Source organism: Rheinheimera sp. 4Y26 (assembly GCF_025245835.1).
GTDB lineage: Bacteria > Pseudomonadota > Gammaproteobacteria > Enterobacterales > Alteromonadaceae > Pararheinheimera.
Genome location: NZ_JAOBWS010000001.1, coordinates 264,098 through 281,425, shown reverse-complemented (window position 1 = coordinate 281,425; position 17,328 = coordinate 264,098). Strand labels below are relative to the sequence as shown.

Genomic DNA, 17,328 nt, shown 5'->3' with positions numbered 1-17,328 from the left:
TTCAGGCGCTTATTCCGACAGCTCTTTATGCAGCTTCACAGGCACAGATTTTTTCTTGCGCATGCGGATGTTGATCATCTCGACTGTCACTGAGAACGCCATCGCAAAATAGATGTAACCTTTTGGTACATGCACATCAAAACCTTCAATAATCAGCATAGCGCCAACCATAATCAGGAAAGACAACGCCAGAATTTTAATTGAAGGGTGTGCATCAACAAAATCACCAATCGACTTGGCGGCAAACATCATCACCAACACAGCAGCAACAATAGCGATAGCCATAATTTCAATGTTGTTCACCAGGCCCACAGCAGTGATCACCGAATCCAGTGAGAACACAATGTCCAGGATCATAATCTGGATCAGAATCATCATCAGGTTATTGCCCACTACCTTAGGTGCTGAAGTTTCGTCATCATCAGCCCCTTCCAGGCTATGGTGAATTTCCTGGGTGGATTTGGCCAGCAGGAATAAACCACCGCCTATCAGAATCACATCGCGACCTGAGATGTCGTTGCCAAGCACAGTAAACCAGGTTTCGGTTAAACCCATGACCCAGGAAATAGAAAATAACAACGCCAGACGGGCAAACATCGCTAAACCTAAACCCAGACGGCGGGCAAAGGCGCGTTGTTTTTCTGGTAAACGGCCGACTAAAATTGACAAAAAGATAATGTTATCAATACCTAATACAATTTCCAGCGCAGCAAGGGTACCTAGGGCAATCCAGGCTTCAGGACTTGCAATCCACTCAAACATATAATTCCTGTTGATTAAAATGAACAATTACCGCCTAGTGTACCAGTGCTTGCTGATGCCGCCACTAGTTGCAAATAGAAATTATGTTTAACTGCACAGTTCCTCAACACCCCTGCTCTGTGACAGGCTTTCGACCAGCACAATAAAATCTGCGTTTATTGGTGCTGGCCGCCGACAACAGATGGCTGTTATGCTCAAAAATCAACCTTGCTACCCGGACCTTCTGATGAAACTTCATAAAATTGCCTTGCTGCTGCCGCTGTGGTGCGCCAGCACTTTGACCTATGCCGCCACCTCTGCGCTGCCTGAAGCCGTAGCTCAGGATTACCAACAACATCTGGCACCACTGTTCCGCCATTTTCACCAGAATCCTGAACTGTCGCATATGGAGGTGAATACCGCCAAACGCCTGGCCGCCGAGCTAAAAGATGCAGGCTTTGACGTCTATAGCGGTATTGGTAAAACCGGTGTGGTGGCTATTTTAAAAAATGGCGCTGGCCCTATGGTGATGATGCGCGCCGATATGGACGCGCTGCCAGTAGAGGAAAAATCCGGTTTAGCTTATGCATCAAAGGTGCGCAGCAAAGACTGGGATGGCAATGAAGTGCCGGTGATGCATGCCTGTGGCCATGATGTGCATATCACCAGCCTGGTAGGCACAGCCCGGCAAATGGCGGCGCGAAAAAAAGACTGGTCCGGCACCCTGATGCTGATAGGCCAGCCGGCAGAAGAGCGCACCGGTGGTGCCCAGGGCATGATGGACGATGGTTTATATCAAAAATTTGGCCAGCCTGATTATGCCATGGCGCTGCATGTGTCCAGTGAAATTGAAGCCGGCAAACTGGTAGCGGTCGAAGGTTCGCCTTATTCGGGTGTCGACAGCGTTGATATTATTATTCACGGTATTGGCGCTCATGGTGCCAGCCCACACCGGGGTAAAGATCCAATCGTTTTGGGCGCGCAAATAGTGCTGGCACTGCAAACCATTATCAGCCGCGAGCTGGCGCCCAAAGAGCCGGGCGTGATTACCGTTGGGGCTTTTCATGCAGGCTCTAAACACAACATAATTCCGGATCAGGCGCATTTACAGCTGACAGTGCGCAACGACAATATGGAAACGCGCAATTATCTGATCAGCGCCATTGAAAGAGTGGCCAAAAACCTCGGTCGCGCCGCCGGTTTACCGGAAGATAAGCTGCCGGAAGTGAAAGTAGACCCACAAACCACACCACCGACAGTGAACGACATTCCGCTAACCCAGCGTATTAAAGCCAGCTGGCGTAAATCTATGGGCGAGGATATTTTTGATCAGAATTACAAAAGGTTGGGCATGGGCGCTGAAGACTTCCCGTTTTTAACCACCAAACCTTATATTCCAAGTTTGTATTTTGCGGTGGGCGGCACACCCAAAGCTGCTTTTATTGCCGAAAAAAATGGCGGGCCGGCAGTACCAAGCCATCATAGTCCGCTTTTTAAGATTGAACCTGAACCTGCCATCCGCACCGGTGTTGAAGCCACAGTGCGGGCACTGCAAGAGCTAATGCCGGCCAAAGCCGGCTGATATAACGCTATGGTCAGACCGGCACTGGGCGCACCTTTGTGGTGACACTCAGCTGTCGGGCTGGGTTTCGGGCAGTTGCTGTGCCACAGGAGTCGGTCTTTGCTCCTGCAGCTGATACAAACGTTTTAACGCCGCCACTTCAGCGGCTTTCTCCTGCAAAAACAGGTTAAACTCTTGAATAAGCTCAGGATATTTTGCTGTGGATATTAAAAACGGCAGTTGGGTAAAAGGTAAAAACTCCCCTATCACCAACTTGTCCTGCTGCTGAATTCCCCTTAAATAATGTTGCGCCACGTTGTATTCAATATTGGCGCCGTCCAGCCGGCCTTTGAGCACCAACCCAAGCGCCGAAGCCACATCCGGCACATCCACAATACGGTAGTTGTAACGCGACTGCAGCGCCAGCCACTTGGTCGGGGCAAAACCATGGATCACCGCCAGAGTGCGGAACTGGTTTAGATGAATATGTTGTTGCTCAGGCCGCACCAGAGTGCTGCCCAGGGTATAAATCACCGGGTCGCTGTAATGTTTTTCCACTCCGGCTTCCAGATATTGTTGCCACTTCGGATTGTCGGGATAAATCAGGTCGATACCTGAGGTGGAAGAGTGATACAGCCGTTTGACCGGCAAGGGTTCGAATTTAAAGGTATGACCGCTGTGATTTTCAAATAACTTCATCAGATCAACAAAGTAGCCGCGTTTTTGCCCACGGCTGAAATCGTAATGCGGATAATAGTCAATTTCTTCAATGCCGATCACATAGTTGCCGGCCTGCGTCAGCGCGCTGTAACTACAGAATACCCACAGCAAACACCACAACTTCATTGATATACCTCTGGATTTAACTGCGTACTGCAATCAGAAGTAGTAGTCTATCCCAAATTGCAGATAATCATCCTGACGTAACCACCAAATCTGTTGCTCCGGCGAACGGGTTTGAAAAAACCAGGCGTCCAGCCGCAACCGCACATTATTGTTATACCTTGTTGACGCTTCCAATAAACCACTACGACTGCCGCTGTCATCCAGATCCTGCGTGATACCAAATAATAGCTCAGTTCCGGCCGCATCGTTCCAAGCCAGCCGGGTGCCGAAAAATAAATCACGTTGACCCGGCGTGCTGGCAAACATGCCTCTGCTGTCGTATTGATACTCCATCAGCCAGCCAAGGTCAAAATCTGAATCAAACACCCCTACCATGCTGTATTCAAAACCGCCGGTCAAGGCCTGGTAATGGCTCTGACCATCAGAGCGTCTGATGGTTTCCAGCTTCCAGATCCAGCTGTCCACTATCCACTGTGCATCAAGGCCCAACTGTTTGATTTGGCCGTAATAAGGCAACAAAGTGCCCTGCGCTGTTGGCACAAAACCCGGCTCTCTGGAGGTGCCGCTGAAATAGGACAAACCAATATCCAGCTGGTCCAGCTGTTTACTGTAACGCAGCGCCCAGTCGATATGACGCTGTTCTTTGTCTGAAGCAAAAACGGCTTTGTCCTGCTCTACCAGCAAAGGTAAACGCAGCCGGCCATTGAACCCTGCTAAAGTCCGCTCGCGAAAATACGGCAACACCAAAGTCTGCAGATTACCAAAATCGCCAAACCAGTTGAACTGCAGCATCGGCTGACCCAGTTTGCTTTCACCATCAATATTATCGGCAAAATCAGTCTGGTTAATAATGTCCACCAGATGCTGGGATTCAGTCACACCCCAGAAGATTTGATCAACCCCGAGCTTCAACTCCCAGCCACTGCCGACTGTTAACCAAAAGGCCTGGCGGATATCGAGCAAATGCCGCTCGGCATCCCGTTGATCCCAGCGCAGATAAGGACTCAGGGTCCAGCTATGGCTTTCATCCTCAGACTGCCAATACCATTCCTGTAAAAAATTCACACTGTTGTGTAACTTAGCCTGTTGCTGCAAACCCTGTCTGGCAAAAACACGGCTTTCCAACCCCAGGGTACTATTACTTTGTAGCCGGTCGGTCCAGCTGGCGCTGCCGGAGGCAGGGCTGGTGTTCCGGCTCTGCCCTGGCACTATCGCCACTGTCTGAGGGGGTGTTTTATCCGGTACAGGAGGTGCAGAAGGGGCAAAAGGTACAGCCGGAGCCGCAGCAAGCGCTGGTGCTGCTGGTGCTGCTGGTGCTGCTGGTGCTGCTGGTGCTGCTGGTGCTGCTGGTGCTGCTGGCAGCACAGTCTGAAACTGTTCTGGCGCTGTAGAAAACTTTGATTGAGCGGCAATCAGCCGATCGGTAGCCGAAATAACACGGCCTTTGCTATTTGCTCCGCGTTTTTGCAACTGTCGCCATAACTGCTCGTCGGCTTCTACTTTTTGCCGCGCCTGTTCCACATCAACGGCGGCAATTTCAGCCGCTGTAGGAATTTGCAACCGGGCGCCATGTTGCACATGGTGCACATTGTTGCCGATAAAAGCGCGTGGGTTTTTCTGCTGCAAGGCAATAATCACCTGATACATGCTGTAAGGCGCATCACCCCGCGCCGCTTTGGCAAGACTCCATAAGGTATCTTTACCGGTGACAGGGCCAAGTTCTGCCGCAGCAAGTGGCCATAGCAGACCACCACAGAGCAGGGGTAACAGAGGAGTCAGACGCATATCAGTTCCTTCGCAGCGCGCCGGCAATATATTGGCGCAGACTTTTGACAGGCAAATGTCGCGCCAGCTTGCCAGAATCATTTTTTATTTACTGCGCTTTTTATTTACTGCGTTGCAGCGCATTGGTATCAAAATCCGCATCAGTACGGCCTTTGCCAAACTGAATGTCCTGGGTCAGTAAATCTGTGCTTTTGCCGGTCTGATGATTGTGCATGGTCATTTTTAATGCCCGCCAGTATTTGCCCAGATACTGCTGATAATCCTGCAACAACAGGGTTTTTAACAGGCTGTTTTTCTTGTCATAAAATTCAATCTTCAGCACTTTGTAGTCTTGCTGGTCAACCCAGACCAGGGTTTTGCTGTAACCGGAAAACTCATCTGTCGGCACTTGCTCCACCACAAAGGTATTCACGCCGTTCAGAGTCTCATCTTTGAGGTAATTAAAACGGAATTTTTCCAGCTCAAACGAACTTAAGTCTTCATAGGCAAATTCGCTGCCCATAAAAGGGCCGGATTTATTGCGGGATGCAATACGTTTTACTCTTTTTAAAGCAGGTAAATATAACCATTGGTCATCAGGTTTGCCGGTATGCGAATGGTTTAAAAAAGCGGTGCCGCGCACATCTTTTGGTTCATCAAAAATGGTCAGGCCTTTGTCACCGTCGTTAGCTACTTCAAGGGCAATAGAGCGGATCTGCCGCGTGCTTTCTTCACCCTGGGCATTTCTCAGTATCATAGTGGTTTTGGCTTCACTGTCTTTCCAGCCTTCATCACGGGCCTTTCGTTCTGTGGCAATTTGCAAACCTTTGGCGGCATCAGCCCATACAGGTGCGGTAAAACCAAATAACAACACGGCAATAGTTGCAGCGCCTTTGAGTTTAAGCAGGTTCATTTGTTTGTTCTCCTGTTGCAGCAACCGCTGTTTTCGGCTGCCGGTCGCATAAAAGTAAAAAAGCCGGTAAAAACAAAAAGTCGACAATCAGCGCTATGGCAATAATCAGCAGGGTTAATAACCCCATGTCGGAATTTAGCCTGAAGTTTGACAATAACAACACGGCAAAACCTATCACCAGCACCACTGTGGTGATCATCAGGGCGCGGCCGACACTGTGAAAGGCATAACGAATGGCCTGCTCTGTGCTGCGGCCTTCTTTGCAGGCATGCTGATATTTCGCCAGAAAATGCACGGTGTCATCGACAATAATACCGAGGCTCATCGACGCTACCACAGATAACCCCAGGTTAATTTCTCCCGACCATAACTGCCATAAACCAAACCCCAAAAAAGCCGGAATCATATTGGGTAATAAACTGATGGCCCCCAGGCGCCACGACCGCAAACTGAACACCAGCAACAAGGAAATCAGCAGCATCGCCAGCGGTAAGCTTTTCAGCATACTGGCCATATTCCGTTCGCCAATATGACCAAACATCAGCGCAGTGCTGGACGCTTCGGCTTTATATTGTGGGTAATGTTCGGCCAGCCAGCTCATGGTTTGTTGCTCCAGCGCCAGCATCTCTTTACTGCCGAGGTTTTTCAGTGCTATCGCCACTTTGGTGGCGCTTTTATCCTGATTCAGCTGATTGTTCAGATCCAGACCAAAAGGCAAAGACATTTCGTACATCAGTAAATATTGTGCCGCCAGCTCCTGTGACGCCGGCAGAGTGTAAAAGGCCGGGTCGTCGCCATTCATGTTTTTATTCAGCCGCTTAAACACGTCACTGATACTGCTGACATGGGTCACTTCGGGCAAAGTTTGCAAATAACTGGCAAATTCATCGACAGCTTTGATAAATGCGGGGTCGTTGACACCGGACGGGCTGCCGCTGTCTATGGCAATATCCAGCATAGCCACCCCACCCAGCCGCTCTTCAAGATAATCCACCGACTGACGGTATTCAGTGTCAGTGGAAAAATACTTCACAGCTTCGTCATTAACGTTGTTTTGCAGTGTTAAATAACCACCGGCCAGCGTCAGCACTGCGGTAACCGGCAAAATAGCTTTGTGGTGACGAATCACCCAATCGGCCAGCCTGTCCATCATCGAAGAGCCATCTTCAGCTTCGACATAACCCTGGCTAATAGGCATTAATAACAATAAAGCCGGTAATAAGGTGACAGTAAAAAACCAGGCCAGCATCACACCTAAAGCGGTCAGATTGCCAAAATCCCGTAAAATCGGTACTTCGGAAAAATTCAAAGTTAAAAAGCCAACCGCCGTAGTGGCGCTGGTAATAAATACCGGCATCATATTAATTTGCACAGATTTTTCGATAGCCTGCTCTTTGCTAAGGCCCTGCCGCATAAAAAACTGGGTGGAGGCAATCAGATGCACACTGTCGGCCACTGCCAGTGTCATTACCAGAGTGGGCACGTTGACCGTTGCTGTGCTTAAAAAGATACCGGCCCAACCAGAAATCCCCATAGTGCTGCTGATGGTAACCAGAATGATCACCACCACTGTCAGCGCCGCCAGCGCCGAGCGCAGCATCACCGCCAGCATCAGAATAATCACCACAAACATCAACGGCACCAGGGTGCTGGCATCGTGCTGTGCTTCCACACTAAAAGCATTATTCAACGACATCACGCCGGCATGGTAAAAGGTCAGTTCAGGGTGTTCGGCCGCCAGTTTGTCGGTTAAAGAGCGCACCGAGTTATACACATCAGACACTTCCTGATTCTGATTTTTTTCCGGCAACTGCACTGTAATGTTCACTGCGGTAATACTGCCGTCTCTGGCCACCAGCCGGTCAACCAGCGCCGGTTCGTTCAGCGCCACCTGTTTGATTTTGGCAATTTTGTTGTCGTCCAGGCTGTTGCTGTCCAACAGCAAATCCTCCACCAGCAAGTCATCTTCTGCCGCTTCGGTGTGCTGAAAGTTGGTGATGGAGTCGACGCGCAGCGAATGAGGCGTTTGCCAGGCGGCGTCGGTTAACTCTTTCACTACCTTCAGCACTTTGGCATCAAACACAGTGCCAGATGCCGGCGCTATGGCCACCAGCATATTGTCACTTTTATTAAAACGCGCCTGCATCCGTTCAAAAGCCTGCATTTGCGGGTTATCGGCTGAAAAGAAAATGCGGAAATCACCGCGGAAATACAGGTTTTTTGCGCCAATACTAAACAACACCACCAGCAGCATGACCCAGGCCATACTCCACCAGGGGTGGCGTACGGCCCCGTTTAGCCAAAATTGTTTCATTTGCATTCCCTGTTATCCGGAGTTGTAAAAACTGATGTTGTGCAAGCCGCTGTTTAAGACTGCGCTTGTGGTGTTTGTTGCTGCAAAGCCAACGCAATACGCTGCCAGCAGCTCTGATAATCAAAATCGGCAGATAAAGGCCGCCAGCCTAATCCATCCAGCATTAAATTGACGCCGGCTAACACCAATTGCTGCTGCGCCAGCCCCTGAAAAAAGCCCATCTGCTGCGCGGGCCGGTATAACGCATTAGCGCCAAAAGCCTGAGCCCATTGCAGATAGGTCAGCTCTTCAATACTGCATCCGTCCTGCAAACTGATAGCATTTTCCGCCAAGGCCTGCCTGATCACCTGCTGACAGAACTCCAGCAGCTGCTGCTCCAGCGCCTGACGTTGCGCCAACCGGCTGGCTGAGCTTTTTTCCACCACGGCCGGGGTGGCGGCACTTAACAAACATAAAAATAACGTAGGTTCAGTGGTCGAAAATAAAAAATAGGCGTAATGCAGCGCCAGCGCCCGCTCCCGGCTATGGCCGCTGACACTCAGTGCCTGCTGAAACAACAACAGCTGCCGCTCTAAACTGTCGACACTCAGTGCAGTGATTAAGTCTTCTTTACTGCAAAAATGATTATAAATGGTGCCTTTGGACACCTCAGACGCTGCAGTCAGCCTGTCCATGGTTAAACCGGCAAAACCTTCCTGCTGCAGAATTTGCTGCGCCAGCTGTAATAAAAGTTGCTCGCGCTGCTGCTTGTGGCGGGCACGGTTGCCAGAATTTTGCGTGGTTATGCTGACGGCAGGCTGTTGTGCTTTCATTGGGGGCAGGAACCTGAGCTCACCGAGTAAATTGACGAATCGTCATAATAGTCAATCAAACGCAGAACTCAAGGTTATTTTTTCTGCAATTGCAAAATAAGACAGTTTTTTTGCTGATAAAACAAGGACTCATCTGAGTTGGTTGCAGATAGTTGCGCAGCAGGAAAAGGCACTTTAAACAACCATCACCTGCAGAAAGAAGGCAAAACAGCACTGGCTTTTATGTGGCAGCAGCAATTTTAACTGAGTTACAGCGGACAAATACCGGCGTTTTAATAACGCCAGTACATAGGGGTAAACAACAACAGCACCGTCAGAATTTCCAGCCGGCCGATAATCATGCCAAAGCTAATCAACCACTTGGCACCATCGGGCAAACTGCTGAAATTGCCATCAGGGCCAATCACCGGGCCAAGACCAGGACCAACGTTACTGATGGCCGTGGCAGCGCCTGTTAACGCAGTGACAAAATCCAGTTCAAACATCGACAGCCCCAAAGCCAAAGCGCCGATAGAAGCAAAATAAACAAAACAAAACGCCAGCACCGAGCCTAACAACTGGTCATTCACCGGTTTGCTGCCATATTTTTGTACCCAGACTGCGTTGGGGTGCACCAGCAATTTAAATTGTTTGATCAGTAACAAACCCGCCAGCTGAGTCCGGAAGATTTTTAAACCGCCCGAAGTAGAACCCGAGCAGGCGCCTGAAAAAGTGATATAAAAAAACAGGATCACTGCAAGCCCGCCCCAGGCTGAATAATTTTCCGAGGCATAACCACAGGTGGTGATCACCGACACCACATTAAAAAAGCTGTGGGTCAGACCGTCCAACCAGGGCCTGGCATTATGTTCATGCTGATACCAGGTAAGCAGCAACACACAAAAAGCGGTGATTGCAAAAAATGCCCTTACCTGCGGATCTTTAAACAAAATCCATTTATGTCCCCTGATAGTGCCAACCAGCAATACCAGCGGCAACGCCGATAACAACATAAACACACCCGAGATCCAGAGCAGATGTGGTTTATCGTTAAAGTGGCCAAAAGAGGCGTCATAGTTGGCAAAGCCGCCGGTGGCTACTGTGGTCATACCATGGGTAATAGCATCAAAACCGCTCATTCCACCTAAATAAAACAACAACATACAGCTGGCGCTTAAAATCAGGTACACCACGCCTATATACATCGACAGGCTGGAGCTTCGCGGCAGAATTTTTTCGGAAATGTCAGAGTTTTCGGTTTTAAATAACTTCATACCACCGATTTTTAACGCCGGCAAAATGGCGATGGCCATCACGATAATACCGACCCCGCCAATCCACTGCAAAATAGCCCGCCAGAATAACAACCCCTTCGGCATCGAATCCAGGCCTGTCAGCACTGTGGCGCCTGTGGTGGTAATAGCAGATACAGTTTCAAAAGCAGCGTCGACATAACTGATATTGGGCAACACCAGCACCACAGGTAAAGTAGAAAACAAACAAATGGAGAGCCAACACAAAGTAGTGAGTAAAAACAGATGGCGTTTTACCAGGGTAAAATCGTGTCGGCCTTTGTACACCAGAAAATAACCGGAACTTGCGGTGATAAAAGCCGAAACCAGATAACTCCAGAAACTTTTTTCGTCGTAATACACAGCAACAGCTGTGGTAATTAACATGGCGCCTGCCAGCATCACCAGCAAATAACCAATCACCCGATAAAACAAAAACCGACTTGTTGCTGAGCGCACTGCTTCTCTCTCAAATCAGCGGCAGGACTGCCGGAAATTTGGGGCAAAACGCTGCTGCCCCACCTGAAAAATCTGGTTGCAGTGTAGCGACTTATCCGGCATTTAGAAAGTAAGGGCAGCAGCAGGCTGCACTGAGCATCAGTTTATTTGCATTTTATTTACATCTTGCTACACCTAAAGCAAAGGTCAAGCGTCAGGGATGTCGCATGTCACTCGCCATTGTTTACAGCAGGGCCCGCTTAGGGCTGGAAGCGCCCCAGGTATGTGTTGAAGTGCATTTAAGTCAGGGTTTGCCTGGTTTTTTGCTGGTGGGTTTGCCTGAAACTTCAGTCAAAGAAGCCCGCGACAGAGTTCGCAGCGCTTTACTCAACAGCGGTTTTGAATTTCCGGACCGCAAAATTACTGTCAATTTAGCCCCGGCCGACCTGCCTAAAGAAGGTGGCCGTTTTGATTTACCTATTGCCATCGGCATTCTGGTGGCCAGTGGTCAGCTGGCGGCAGAACATAGCCAGGGTTTTGAATTTTATGGTGAATTAGCTTTATCCGGTGAGATCCGCGCCATAGTGGGCGAAATCCCGCTTGCTATCGCCTGTCAGGCCGCAAAGCGCGGCGCAGTACTGCCGATGGCCAACGCCAGTCAGGCCAAGCAAGTGCCGGGGGCCAGTATTTATGGCGCCAGCCACTTACTACAAGTACACAGTTTTTTATCCGGCCAGCAGCCGCTGCCGGCCATTCCGGCCTTACCAGCCCCGGAACAAGCCGCTGAACTGCTGTGCTGCTCTGAAGTCAAAGGCCAACATAGCGCCAAAAGAGCACTGGAACTGGCAGCCGCAGGGCAACACAACCTGTTGTTATTTGGCCCGCCAGGCACCGGCAAGTCGATGCTGGCGCAGCGTTTACCCGGTTTATTACCCCCACTGAGCAAAGACGAAGCGCTGCAAAGTGCCGCTGTGTATTCCATTCTGGCCAGGCCGCGCGCTTTGCAGGACTGGCATCTGCCACCTTTTCGCCAACCGCATCATACCAGTTCTGCCATAGCACTGGTGGGCGGTGGTTCAGTGCCTAAACCCGGTGAAATTTCGCTGGCCCATCAGGGTGTATTGTTCCTTGATGAGCTGCCGCAATACGAGCGTAAAGTGCTGGATGTGCTGCGGGAACCTTTAGAAAACGGTTTTGTGCATATTGCCCGTGCCGGTCATCAGGCACAGTTTCCGGCGCAGTTCCAGCTGGTGGCGGCATTAAATCCAAGCCCGAGCGGCCATCATCAGGATGGCCGCGCCAGCCGTGAGCAAATTTTGCGTTATTTAAGCCGTATCTCGGGGCCTTTGCTGGATCGTATCGATTTACAGATTGAAGTGCCGCTGCTGCCCAAAGGTGTGCTGAGCCAGCAACAACATCAGGACGAAAGTTCAGCCACTATTGCCGCCCGGGTTGCCGCCGCCCGCACCCTGCAGCTGCAGCGTCAGGGCAAAGCCAATGCCAGACTCAGTGCCCGTGAAGTGAACCAGTATTGCCGGTTAAGCCAGCAGGACGCTGACTTTTTTGAACATTGCCTGCAGCAGCTGAAACTCTCGGCCCGCAGTTACCATAAATTGCTGAAAGTGGCCCGTACCATTGCCGATTTACAACAACAAAACAACATTGAAAAGCCACAGTTACTGGAAGCCCTAAGTTACCGCGCTTTTGACCGGCTGCTGCAATATTTACAGCAATAACAACATAAACTTACCCTGAGCTCATGGGCTGCTCTGGTACAGTCCCCCGCCCTGACGGTGAACCTGCTCAAACCAACAACGGCAACAAAACTGTCGGCACGCCGTCACAAATTTTCATCCTTTTGTCATCACAACAGCGGCATCCTCTGTGGTTTGTCTTTATACTCTGGCAAGCTTCAATTGGATAACACCCCATGCCAAATCTTGAACTACGTCAGTTACTTCGCTACAACCTGTATTATTGGCTGGCATTAGCGACCTTTGATGGTCTGAACGGTTTGCTGATGTTGCTGACCTATGAAGAATACGAGTTTCACCCACCTTATGTGATTTCCAGGCTGCTGCTGCTGGTGCTGGAGATTGCTATTTCCCAACGTTTTATCAACTGGTCTTTTTCCCGTCAGCTACCGCAATTGCAGGTGGTGCTGGCCGCTTTTGTGATGTTGTGTTTATACGCCCCGGTCAGCAATCTGAGCTGGATGGTGTTGATGGACGAAGAAAAATTTAAAGCCGCCATGCTGTTAAATCAGCTCGATACCACCAGTTTGCCACTTTTTATCTGGGCCATGTGTTATCTGACCTTCTGGCGTTATCAACAACAGCAGCAGCAGCTGCGCCAATCGGCACAATTACACCAGAATATCCAGCAGCTGGAATTACAGGCGCTGCAGCACCAGCTCAATCCTCACTTCACTTTTAACGCGCTGAACTCTGTTTGTGCTTTGCTCGAAGCGGAGCGTTATGAAGATGCTGAACTAATGTCAGAGCAGCTGGCCACTTTTTTACGTTATTCGTTAAGTAAGTCACCGCAAAGCCTGGTACAGCTCGCCGACGAACTGGCGGCAATAGAAGCTTATCTGACCTTACAAAAAACCCGTTTTGGCGACAAACTCAAGGTCATCTGGGAAGTCGATGACAGTCTGAAAGCGCAAAAGATCCCGGCGTTATTGCTGCAACCTCTGGTGGAAAATGCGGTGAAATATGCTGTGGCCGGCCGCTCTCAGGGCGCAACTATCCGCATTCAGGGCTGCCATCAGAACGAACAACTGTTGCTGGCTGTCACCGACGATGGCCCGGGCTGCAGTTTGCATCAGGACAAGAATCACAGCTCAGGGGTTGGCCTGAGCAATATCAAAAACCGGTTACAACAGCATTTTGGTGACAAAGCAAGTTTGGTGATCAAAGCGCTGCCCACTGGTTTTCAGGTGAATATCTGTTTGCCGTGGCAAGGCTAAAGAGGATAACCATGACGCTTTGGTCTACCCAACCCCAACACAGATTCTGGTATTTCCACCTGCTGTACTGGCTGCTGTATTTGCTACTGAAATATACCCATTTAGCTGTGCTGGTGCCGCGCCAGGGCGATCAGGTCTGGCCTTTTCTGGTCAGTTACACCAGCGTAACCAGCCTGGCTTTATTAGTGACAGGCCTACTTGGTCAGCGTTATCTGATGGCAAGTTTAAGTCTGATGCAACAACTCAAACGGCTGTTGTATTGGTTAATTCCGCTATTTTTTGTGCTGTTAGTGCTGCGCCAGCGCCTGCTTGAATTTTATGCGCTGGAAAATACCAAAGTGATGGGGTGGTTTGACCTGATCTTTGCCACTTCGCAACTCATTATTTTACCTTTGGCCGGCTGGACTGCGGTTTATATGCTGATCAAAGCCAATCAGCTGTATCAGCGGGAGTTTATTGCCCAGCAGGCACTGTTAAATCAGGCTAGAGCGGCCCGGCTGAAGGTGCTGCGTTACCAGCTCAATCCGCATTTTATGTTTAATACCTTAAATGCCCTCAATTCACTGATTGTCAGCCGTCAGGGGTTGCAGGCCGAAGAGCTGATTCAGCATTTGTCCACTTTCCTGCGCCATTCGCTGAAAAACAAAGACGACAATCTGGTACCGCTCCCCCAGGAACTGGACGCATTGTCGGCTTATCTTGCCATTCAGCAACTGCGTTTTGGTGAGCGATTGGTGCTGAACTGGCAACTGCAGCCTTTACCCAAACTACAGATCCCGCCTTTGTTATTACAGCCTTTGGCCGAAAATGCCGTGTTATACACAGTGGCAGAAATTTCAGGCCCGGTGCAGCTGGATATTCAATTGCACTGTGACGACAAGCAACTAAAAATTATTCTGTGCCGGGTACCACAGCCGGAACAGGACAACGCCGAAGCCACGGTATGGCCCGCTGGTCTCAGTCAGCTGGCAGAGCGGCTGGATTTGATGTTTGGGCAAAAAGCCAGGCTGCAACTGAAGTTATCAGCCGGTGTTTTTTACACCGAACTCTGTTTACCTCTGGAGTCTTTATATGTCGACCATTAATCTGGTGATTGCCGATGACGAACCCCTGGCCATCAGCAATTTAAAAGCCAAGCTGGCCAATTATCCGAACCTGAACATCAAAGCTTGTTTTGACAACGGCGATGACACGCTGCAATACCTGCAACAACATCAGCACGAAGTGGATTTAGTGTTTCTGGATATTCAGATGCCGGGCTTAAAAGGCATTGATATTTTAAAGCAGCTGAATAAAGCCTCAGCCATGGCGGCACCTTTGCTGATTCTGGTAACTGCTTATGAACAATATGCTTTTTCCGCTTTTGAACATTTTGCTTTTGATTATTTACTCAAACCCGTGTCGCGCCAGCGCCTGGCGCAATGTCTGCTGGACGCCCGCACCGCGCTGGATAAACAACCTGAATTGCCGCCCAGTACCCATCATAAACTGTCGTTTCGCACCGGCGCTTCCACCCTGTTGCTCGATGACATTGACATAGTGCTGATTGAAGCAGCCGGCAACTATATGTGTATTCAAACCTTAAGCGAAAGCCTGGTGATCCGCGAAACGCTCAAAGAACTGCTGCAGCGCCTGCCCGGCCATTTTGTGCAGGTGCATCGCTCTACCCTGGTGAATTTGCATCATGTGCATAAAGTGCAGCCGCATAACAACGACTATCAGTTCACTTTGTCCGACGGCAAAATAGTGAATGCGTCCAGGCGTTATAAACAAAACTGGAGCAAAATGCTCTCTGAGTGTTAACTGCTTCAATTGTAAGCAACTGTTGCCCTTTATGCTGCTTGCCTCATCGTCGTGCTAGAGTCAGCTGATCCGAATCCAACAGACTTTACTTTATGACCCTGGTTATTTTCAGGCGCCGCATCCTGGTGCCGCTATTTGCTGTAACGGCGTTATGTGGCGCAGGCTGGTTTTATCTTTACCCGCTGCTGCAACAGCCAAAGATTGCCGGCCCGGTAAACATCAGTGCTTTGCCACAACAAATCTACCTGGAAGCAGGTGAGCATCATCAAACGCTTAATTTCGATTTTTTGCTGGAGAATCAGGGCACAACTCCGGTTGGCGTCGACAGCATTGAACTGAAAGCCTATGACAGCAACAACAGACTGGTGCTGCGCCGCAGTATCGACAGCAATGGTTTTGCCCCCAGTATCGAAACTCTGCCAGGCCGGGTGCTGGCACCAGGCAGTCGCAGCCTGGTATTTAACCCTTTTCACAGTTTCAGGCCTGACATTGAGTTACACCGGCTGCAGTTCGATTTTAGTCTGAGCATTGTCAATGAAGCGCCCGAAACCAAAACCAGTATCACCATTGAACCCAGACTATATCAGGGCAAAACCACCTTGTTATTGCCGCTTAAAGGCAAAATGATGGTGCACGATGGCCACGATTATTATGCCCATCACCGCAGGCTGAATACCGAACATCCGGCCGCCAGAGAGCTCGGTCTGACGCAAAACTTTATGCGTTTTAGTCTGGATTTAAACAGCACCAATCAGCACTTTGAGTTGTTTCGCGGCACAGGTGAGCACAATGAAGACTGGTATGCCTGGGGCGCGCCTGTGTATGCCAGTGGTGCAGGTGTGGTGGCTGAAGCCGTTGGCAATGTGCCGGATAATATCAGAGGGGGTCAAAGTTTTTTCCGGCCAGAGCAGGTAAAAACCGACGCCATGCACTTTTATGGTAATTATGTATTGATTGACCACGGCAACGGTGAATTTAGCATGCTGGGCCATTTGCAACAGGGCAGCCTGCAGGTCAGGCCCGGTGACACAGTCACTACGGGTCAGATGCTGGCCAAGATGGGCAACTCCGGCAGTTCCAATAACCCCCATTTACATTATGAGCTGCGCACCGGCGCCGGTTTAAATGTCGAGGGTTTACCGGCCAACTTTAGCCAGTACCGGCGTCATTTGGGCAGCAAAGCGCTGCCGGTAACCTCAGGCCCGGTCGATACCGGTGATCTTTTGGAAAATAACTAAAACCCCTTCACAACTGGCAGCAAGAGCCTGACTCAGCAAGGCTCTTGCCCATGACACACTACTGATTTGTCCCTGCTTTTCTACCTGTTATCACTTCGCCCCAAAGTAGCTTCCGCTAACCACATCCAGCAGTTTTTTCCGCGCTGTATTGCCCAAAATATCGTTATGGCAAGGTTCAAGCCCGTTTGACAACAAGCCATACCACAACTGAAACACAAGGAAACTGACCATGAAAACTGCTTTATTGATCACCAGCGCTTTATTCACCCTGAGTTTGCAACAACCGGCAACTGCCAGTGTCAGCAGCTTTACTTATGCCGAAGACACAGCCCGGCAAATCTGCCTGAATACCCAGGCTGACGATAAGCTGGCGTTATTAAAAACCATCAAAGAACACCGTATTCAACGCAAAGCTGTGGTGGAAAAAGTGGTGTGTAACGGCCAGCCGCTGATGGACTTTGCGCGTGCAGAACAGGCAGTCAAAGTCGTGAAACTGCTGGAACCAACAGAACGTCAGTTGCGTGGCACAGTCACCATTCAGGATGTCACAGCGACACCTTAATCTCTTTATCGTTATGGCAGTTTCAGCGGGCAACCAGCGAGGTGGTAGGTTGCCACTGAGTAGCCGCCTGTTTTTAGCCCCGCCCAACTGAAAC

14 protein-coding genes are annotated in these 17,328 nt (G+C 50.0%); 7 read left to right on the top strand and 7 right to left on the bottom strand.

The annotated features are described in order from the left end of the window. Positions 1–9 precede the first annotated feature (9 nt). Positions 10–762: a TerC family protein gene (locus tag N3Z11_RS01135; protein ID WP_260655301.1), complete on the bottom strand. Its 753-nt coding sequence runs from the start codon at positions 760–762 to the stop codon at positions 10–12. A gap of 226 nt (positions 763–988) precedes the next feature. Here N3Z11_RS01135 and N3Z11_RS01130 point away from each other — a divergent pair, with 226 nt between their 5' ends. Further along, positions 989–2,323: an amidohydrolase gene (locus tag N3Z11_RS01130; RefSeq protein WP_260655300.1), complete on the top strand. Its 1,335-nt coding sequence runs from the start codon at positions 989–991 to the stop codon at positions 2,321–2,323. A gap of 48 nt (positions 2,324–2,371) precedes the next feature. Here the strand turns inward: N3Z11_RS01130 and N3Z11_RS01125 are convergent, their stop codons facing one another. The 6 genes from N3Z11_RS01125 to N3Z11_RS01100 all read right to left on the bottom strand — a co-directional run bounded on the left by N3Z11_RS01125 (position 2,372) and on the right by N3Z11_RS01100 (position 10,681). Beyond that, positions 2,372–3,148, bottom strand: a complete 777-nt coding sequence (locus tag N3Z11_RS01125) for a substrate-binding periplasmic protein (protein ID WP_260655299.1) — start codon at positions 3,146–3,148, stop codon at positions 2,372–2,374. Positions 3,149–3,181: 33 nt separating this feature from the next. Next, positions 3,182–4,933, bottom strand: a complete 1,752-nt coding sequence (locus N3Z11_RS01120) for a FimV/HubP family polar landmark protein (protein ID WP_260655298.1) — start codon at positions 4,931–4,933, stop codon at positions 3,182–3,184. A 100-nt stretch (positions 4,934–5,033) separates the two neighbouring features. Further along, complete coding sequence (locus N3Z11_RS01115; protein WP_260655297.1) at positions 5,034–5,825, bottom strand: outer membrane lipoprotein-sorting protein; 792 nt, start codon at positions 5,823–5,825, stop codon at positions 5,034–5,036. Continuing rightward, positions 5,812–8,139 (bottom strand): RND family transporter, encoded by a 2,328-nt coding sequence (locus N3Z11_RS01110; protein WP_260655296.1) that lies wholly within the window; start codon positions 8,137–8,139, stop codon positions 5,812–5,814. The genes N3Z11_RS01115 and N3Z11_RS01110 overlap by 14 nt, the downstream gene beginning before the upstream one ends. Positions 8,140–8,192: 53 nt before the next feature. Then, entirely contained in the window at positions 8,193–8,951 is a 759-nt protein-coding gene (locus tag N3Z11_RS01105) for a TetR/AcrR family transcriptional regulator (RefSeq protein WP_260655295.1), read from the bottom strand. A 272-nt stretch (positions 8,952–9,223) separates the two neighbouring features. Continuing rightward, a complete protein-coding gene (locus N3Z11_RS01100; RefSeq protein ID WP_260655294.1) occupies positions 9,224–10,681 on the bottom strand; it encodes a TrkH family potassium uptake protein in 1,458 nt (485 codons plus the stop codon). A gap of 206 nt (positions 10,682–10,887) precedes the next feature. Here N3Z11_RS01100 and N3Z11_RS01095 point away from each other — a divergent pair, with 206 nt between their 5' ends. The 6 genes from N3Z11_RS01095 (at position 10,888) to N3Z11_RS01070 (ending at position 17,234) form a co-directional block, all read left to right on the top strand. Further along, the gene (locus N3Z11_RS01095; protein WP_260655293.1) at positions 10,888–12,396 is read left to right on the top strand and encodes a YifB family Mg chelatase-like AAA ATPase; all 1,509 of its coding nucleotides are present in this window, start codon (positions 10,888–10,890) and stop codon (positions 12,394–12,396) included. 194 nt (positions 12,397–12,590) lie between these two features. Beyond that, positions 12,591–13,631, top strand: coding sequence for a sensor histidine kinase (locus N3Z11_RS01090; RefSeq protein ID WP_260655292.1), 1,041 nt, complete (start codon positions 12,591–12,593; stop codon positions 13,629–13,631). Positions 13,632–13,642: 11 nt separating this feature from the next. Then, positions 13,643–14,716 carry a sensor histidine kinase gene (locus N3Z11_RS01085; RefSeq protein ID WP_260655291.1) on the top strand — a complete coding sequence of 358 codons (1,074 nt, stop codon included), beginning with the start codon at positions 13,643–13,645 and terminating at the stop codon, positions 14,714–14,716. Beyond that, the gene (locus N3Z11_RS01080; protein WP_260655290.1) at positions 14,703–15,434 is read left to right on the top strand and encodes a LytR/AlgR family response regulator transcription factor; all 732 of its coding nucleotides are present in this window, start codon (positions 14,703–14,705) and stop codon (positions 15,432–15,434) included. The genes N3Z11_RS01085 and N3Z11_RS01080 overlap by 14 nt, the downstream gene beginning before the upstream one ends. 92 nt (positions 15,435–15,526) lie before the next feature. Then, positions 15,527–16,672 (top strand): M23 family metallopeptidase, encoded by a 1,146-nt coding sequence (locus tag N3Z11_RS01075; RefSeq protein ID WP_260655289.1) that lies wholly within the window; start codon positions 15,527–15,529, stop codon positions 16,670–16,672. A 229-nt stretch (positions 16,673–16,901) separates the two neighbouring features. Next, complete coding sequence (locus N3Z11_RS01070) at positions 16,902–17,234, top strand: DUF3718 domain-containing protein (RefSeq protein WP_260655288.1); 333 nt, start codon at positions 16,902–16,904, stop codon at positions 17,232–17,234. Positions 17,235–17,328 lie beyond the last annotated feature (94 nt).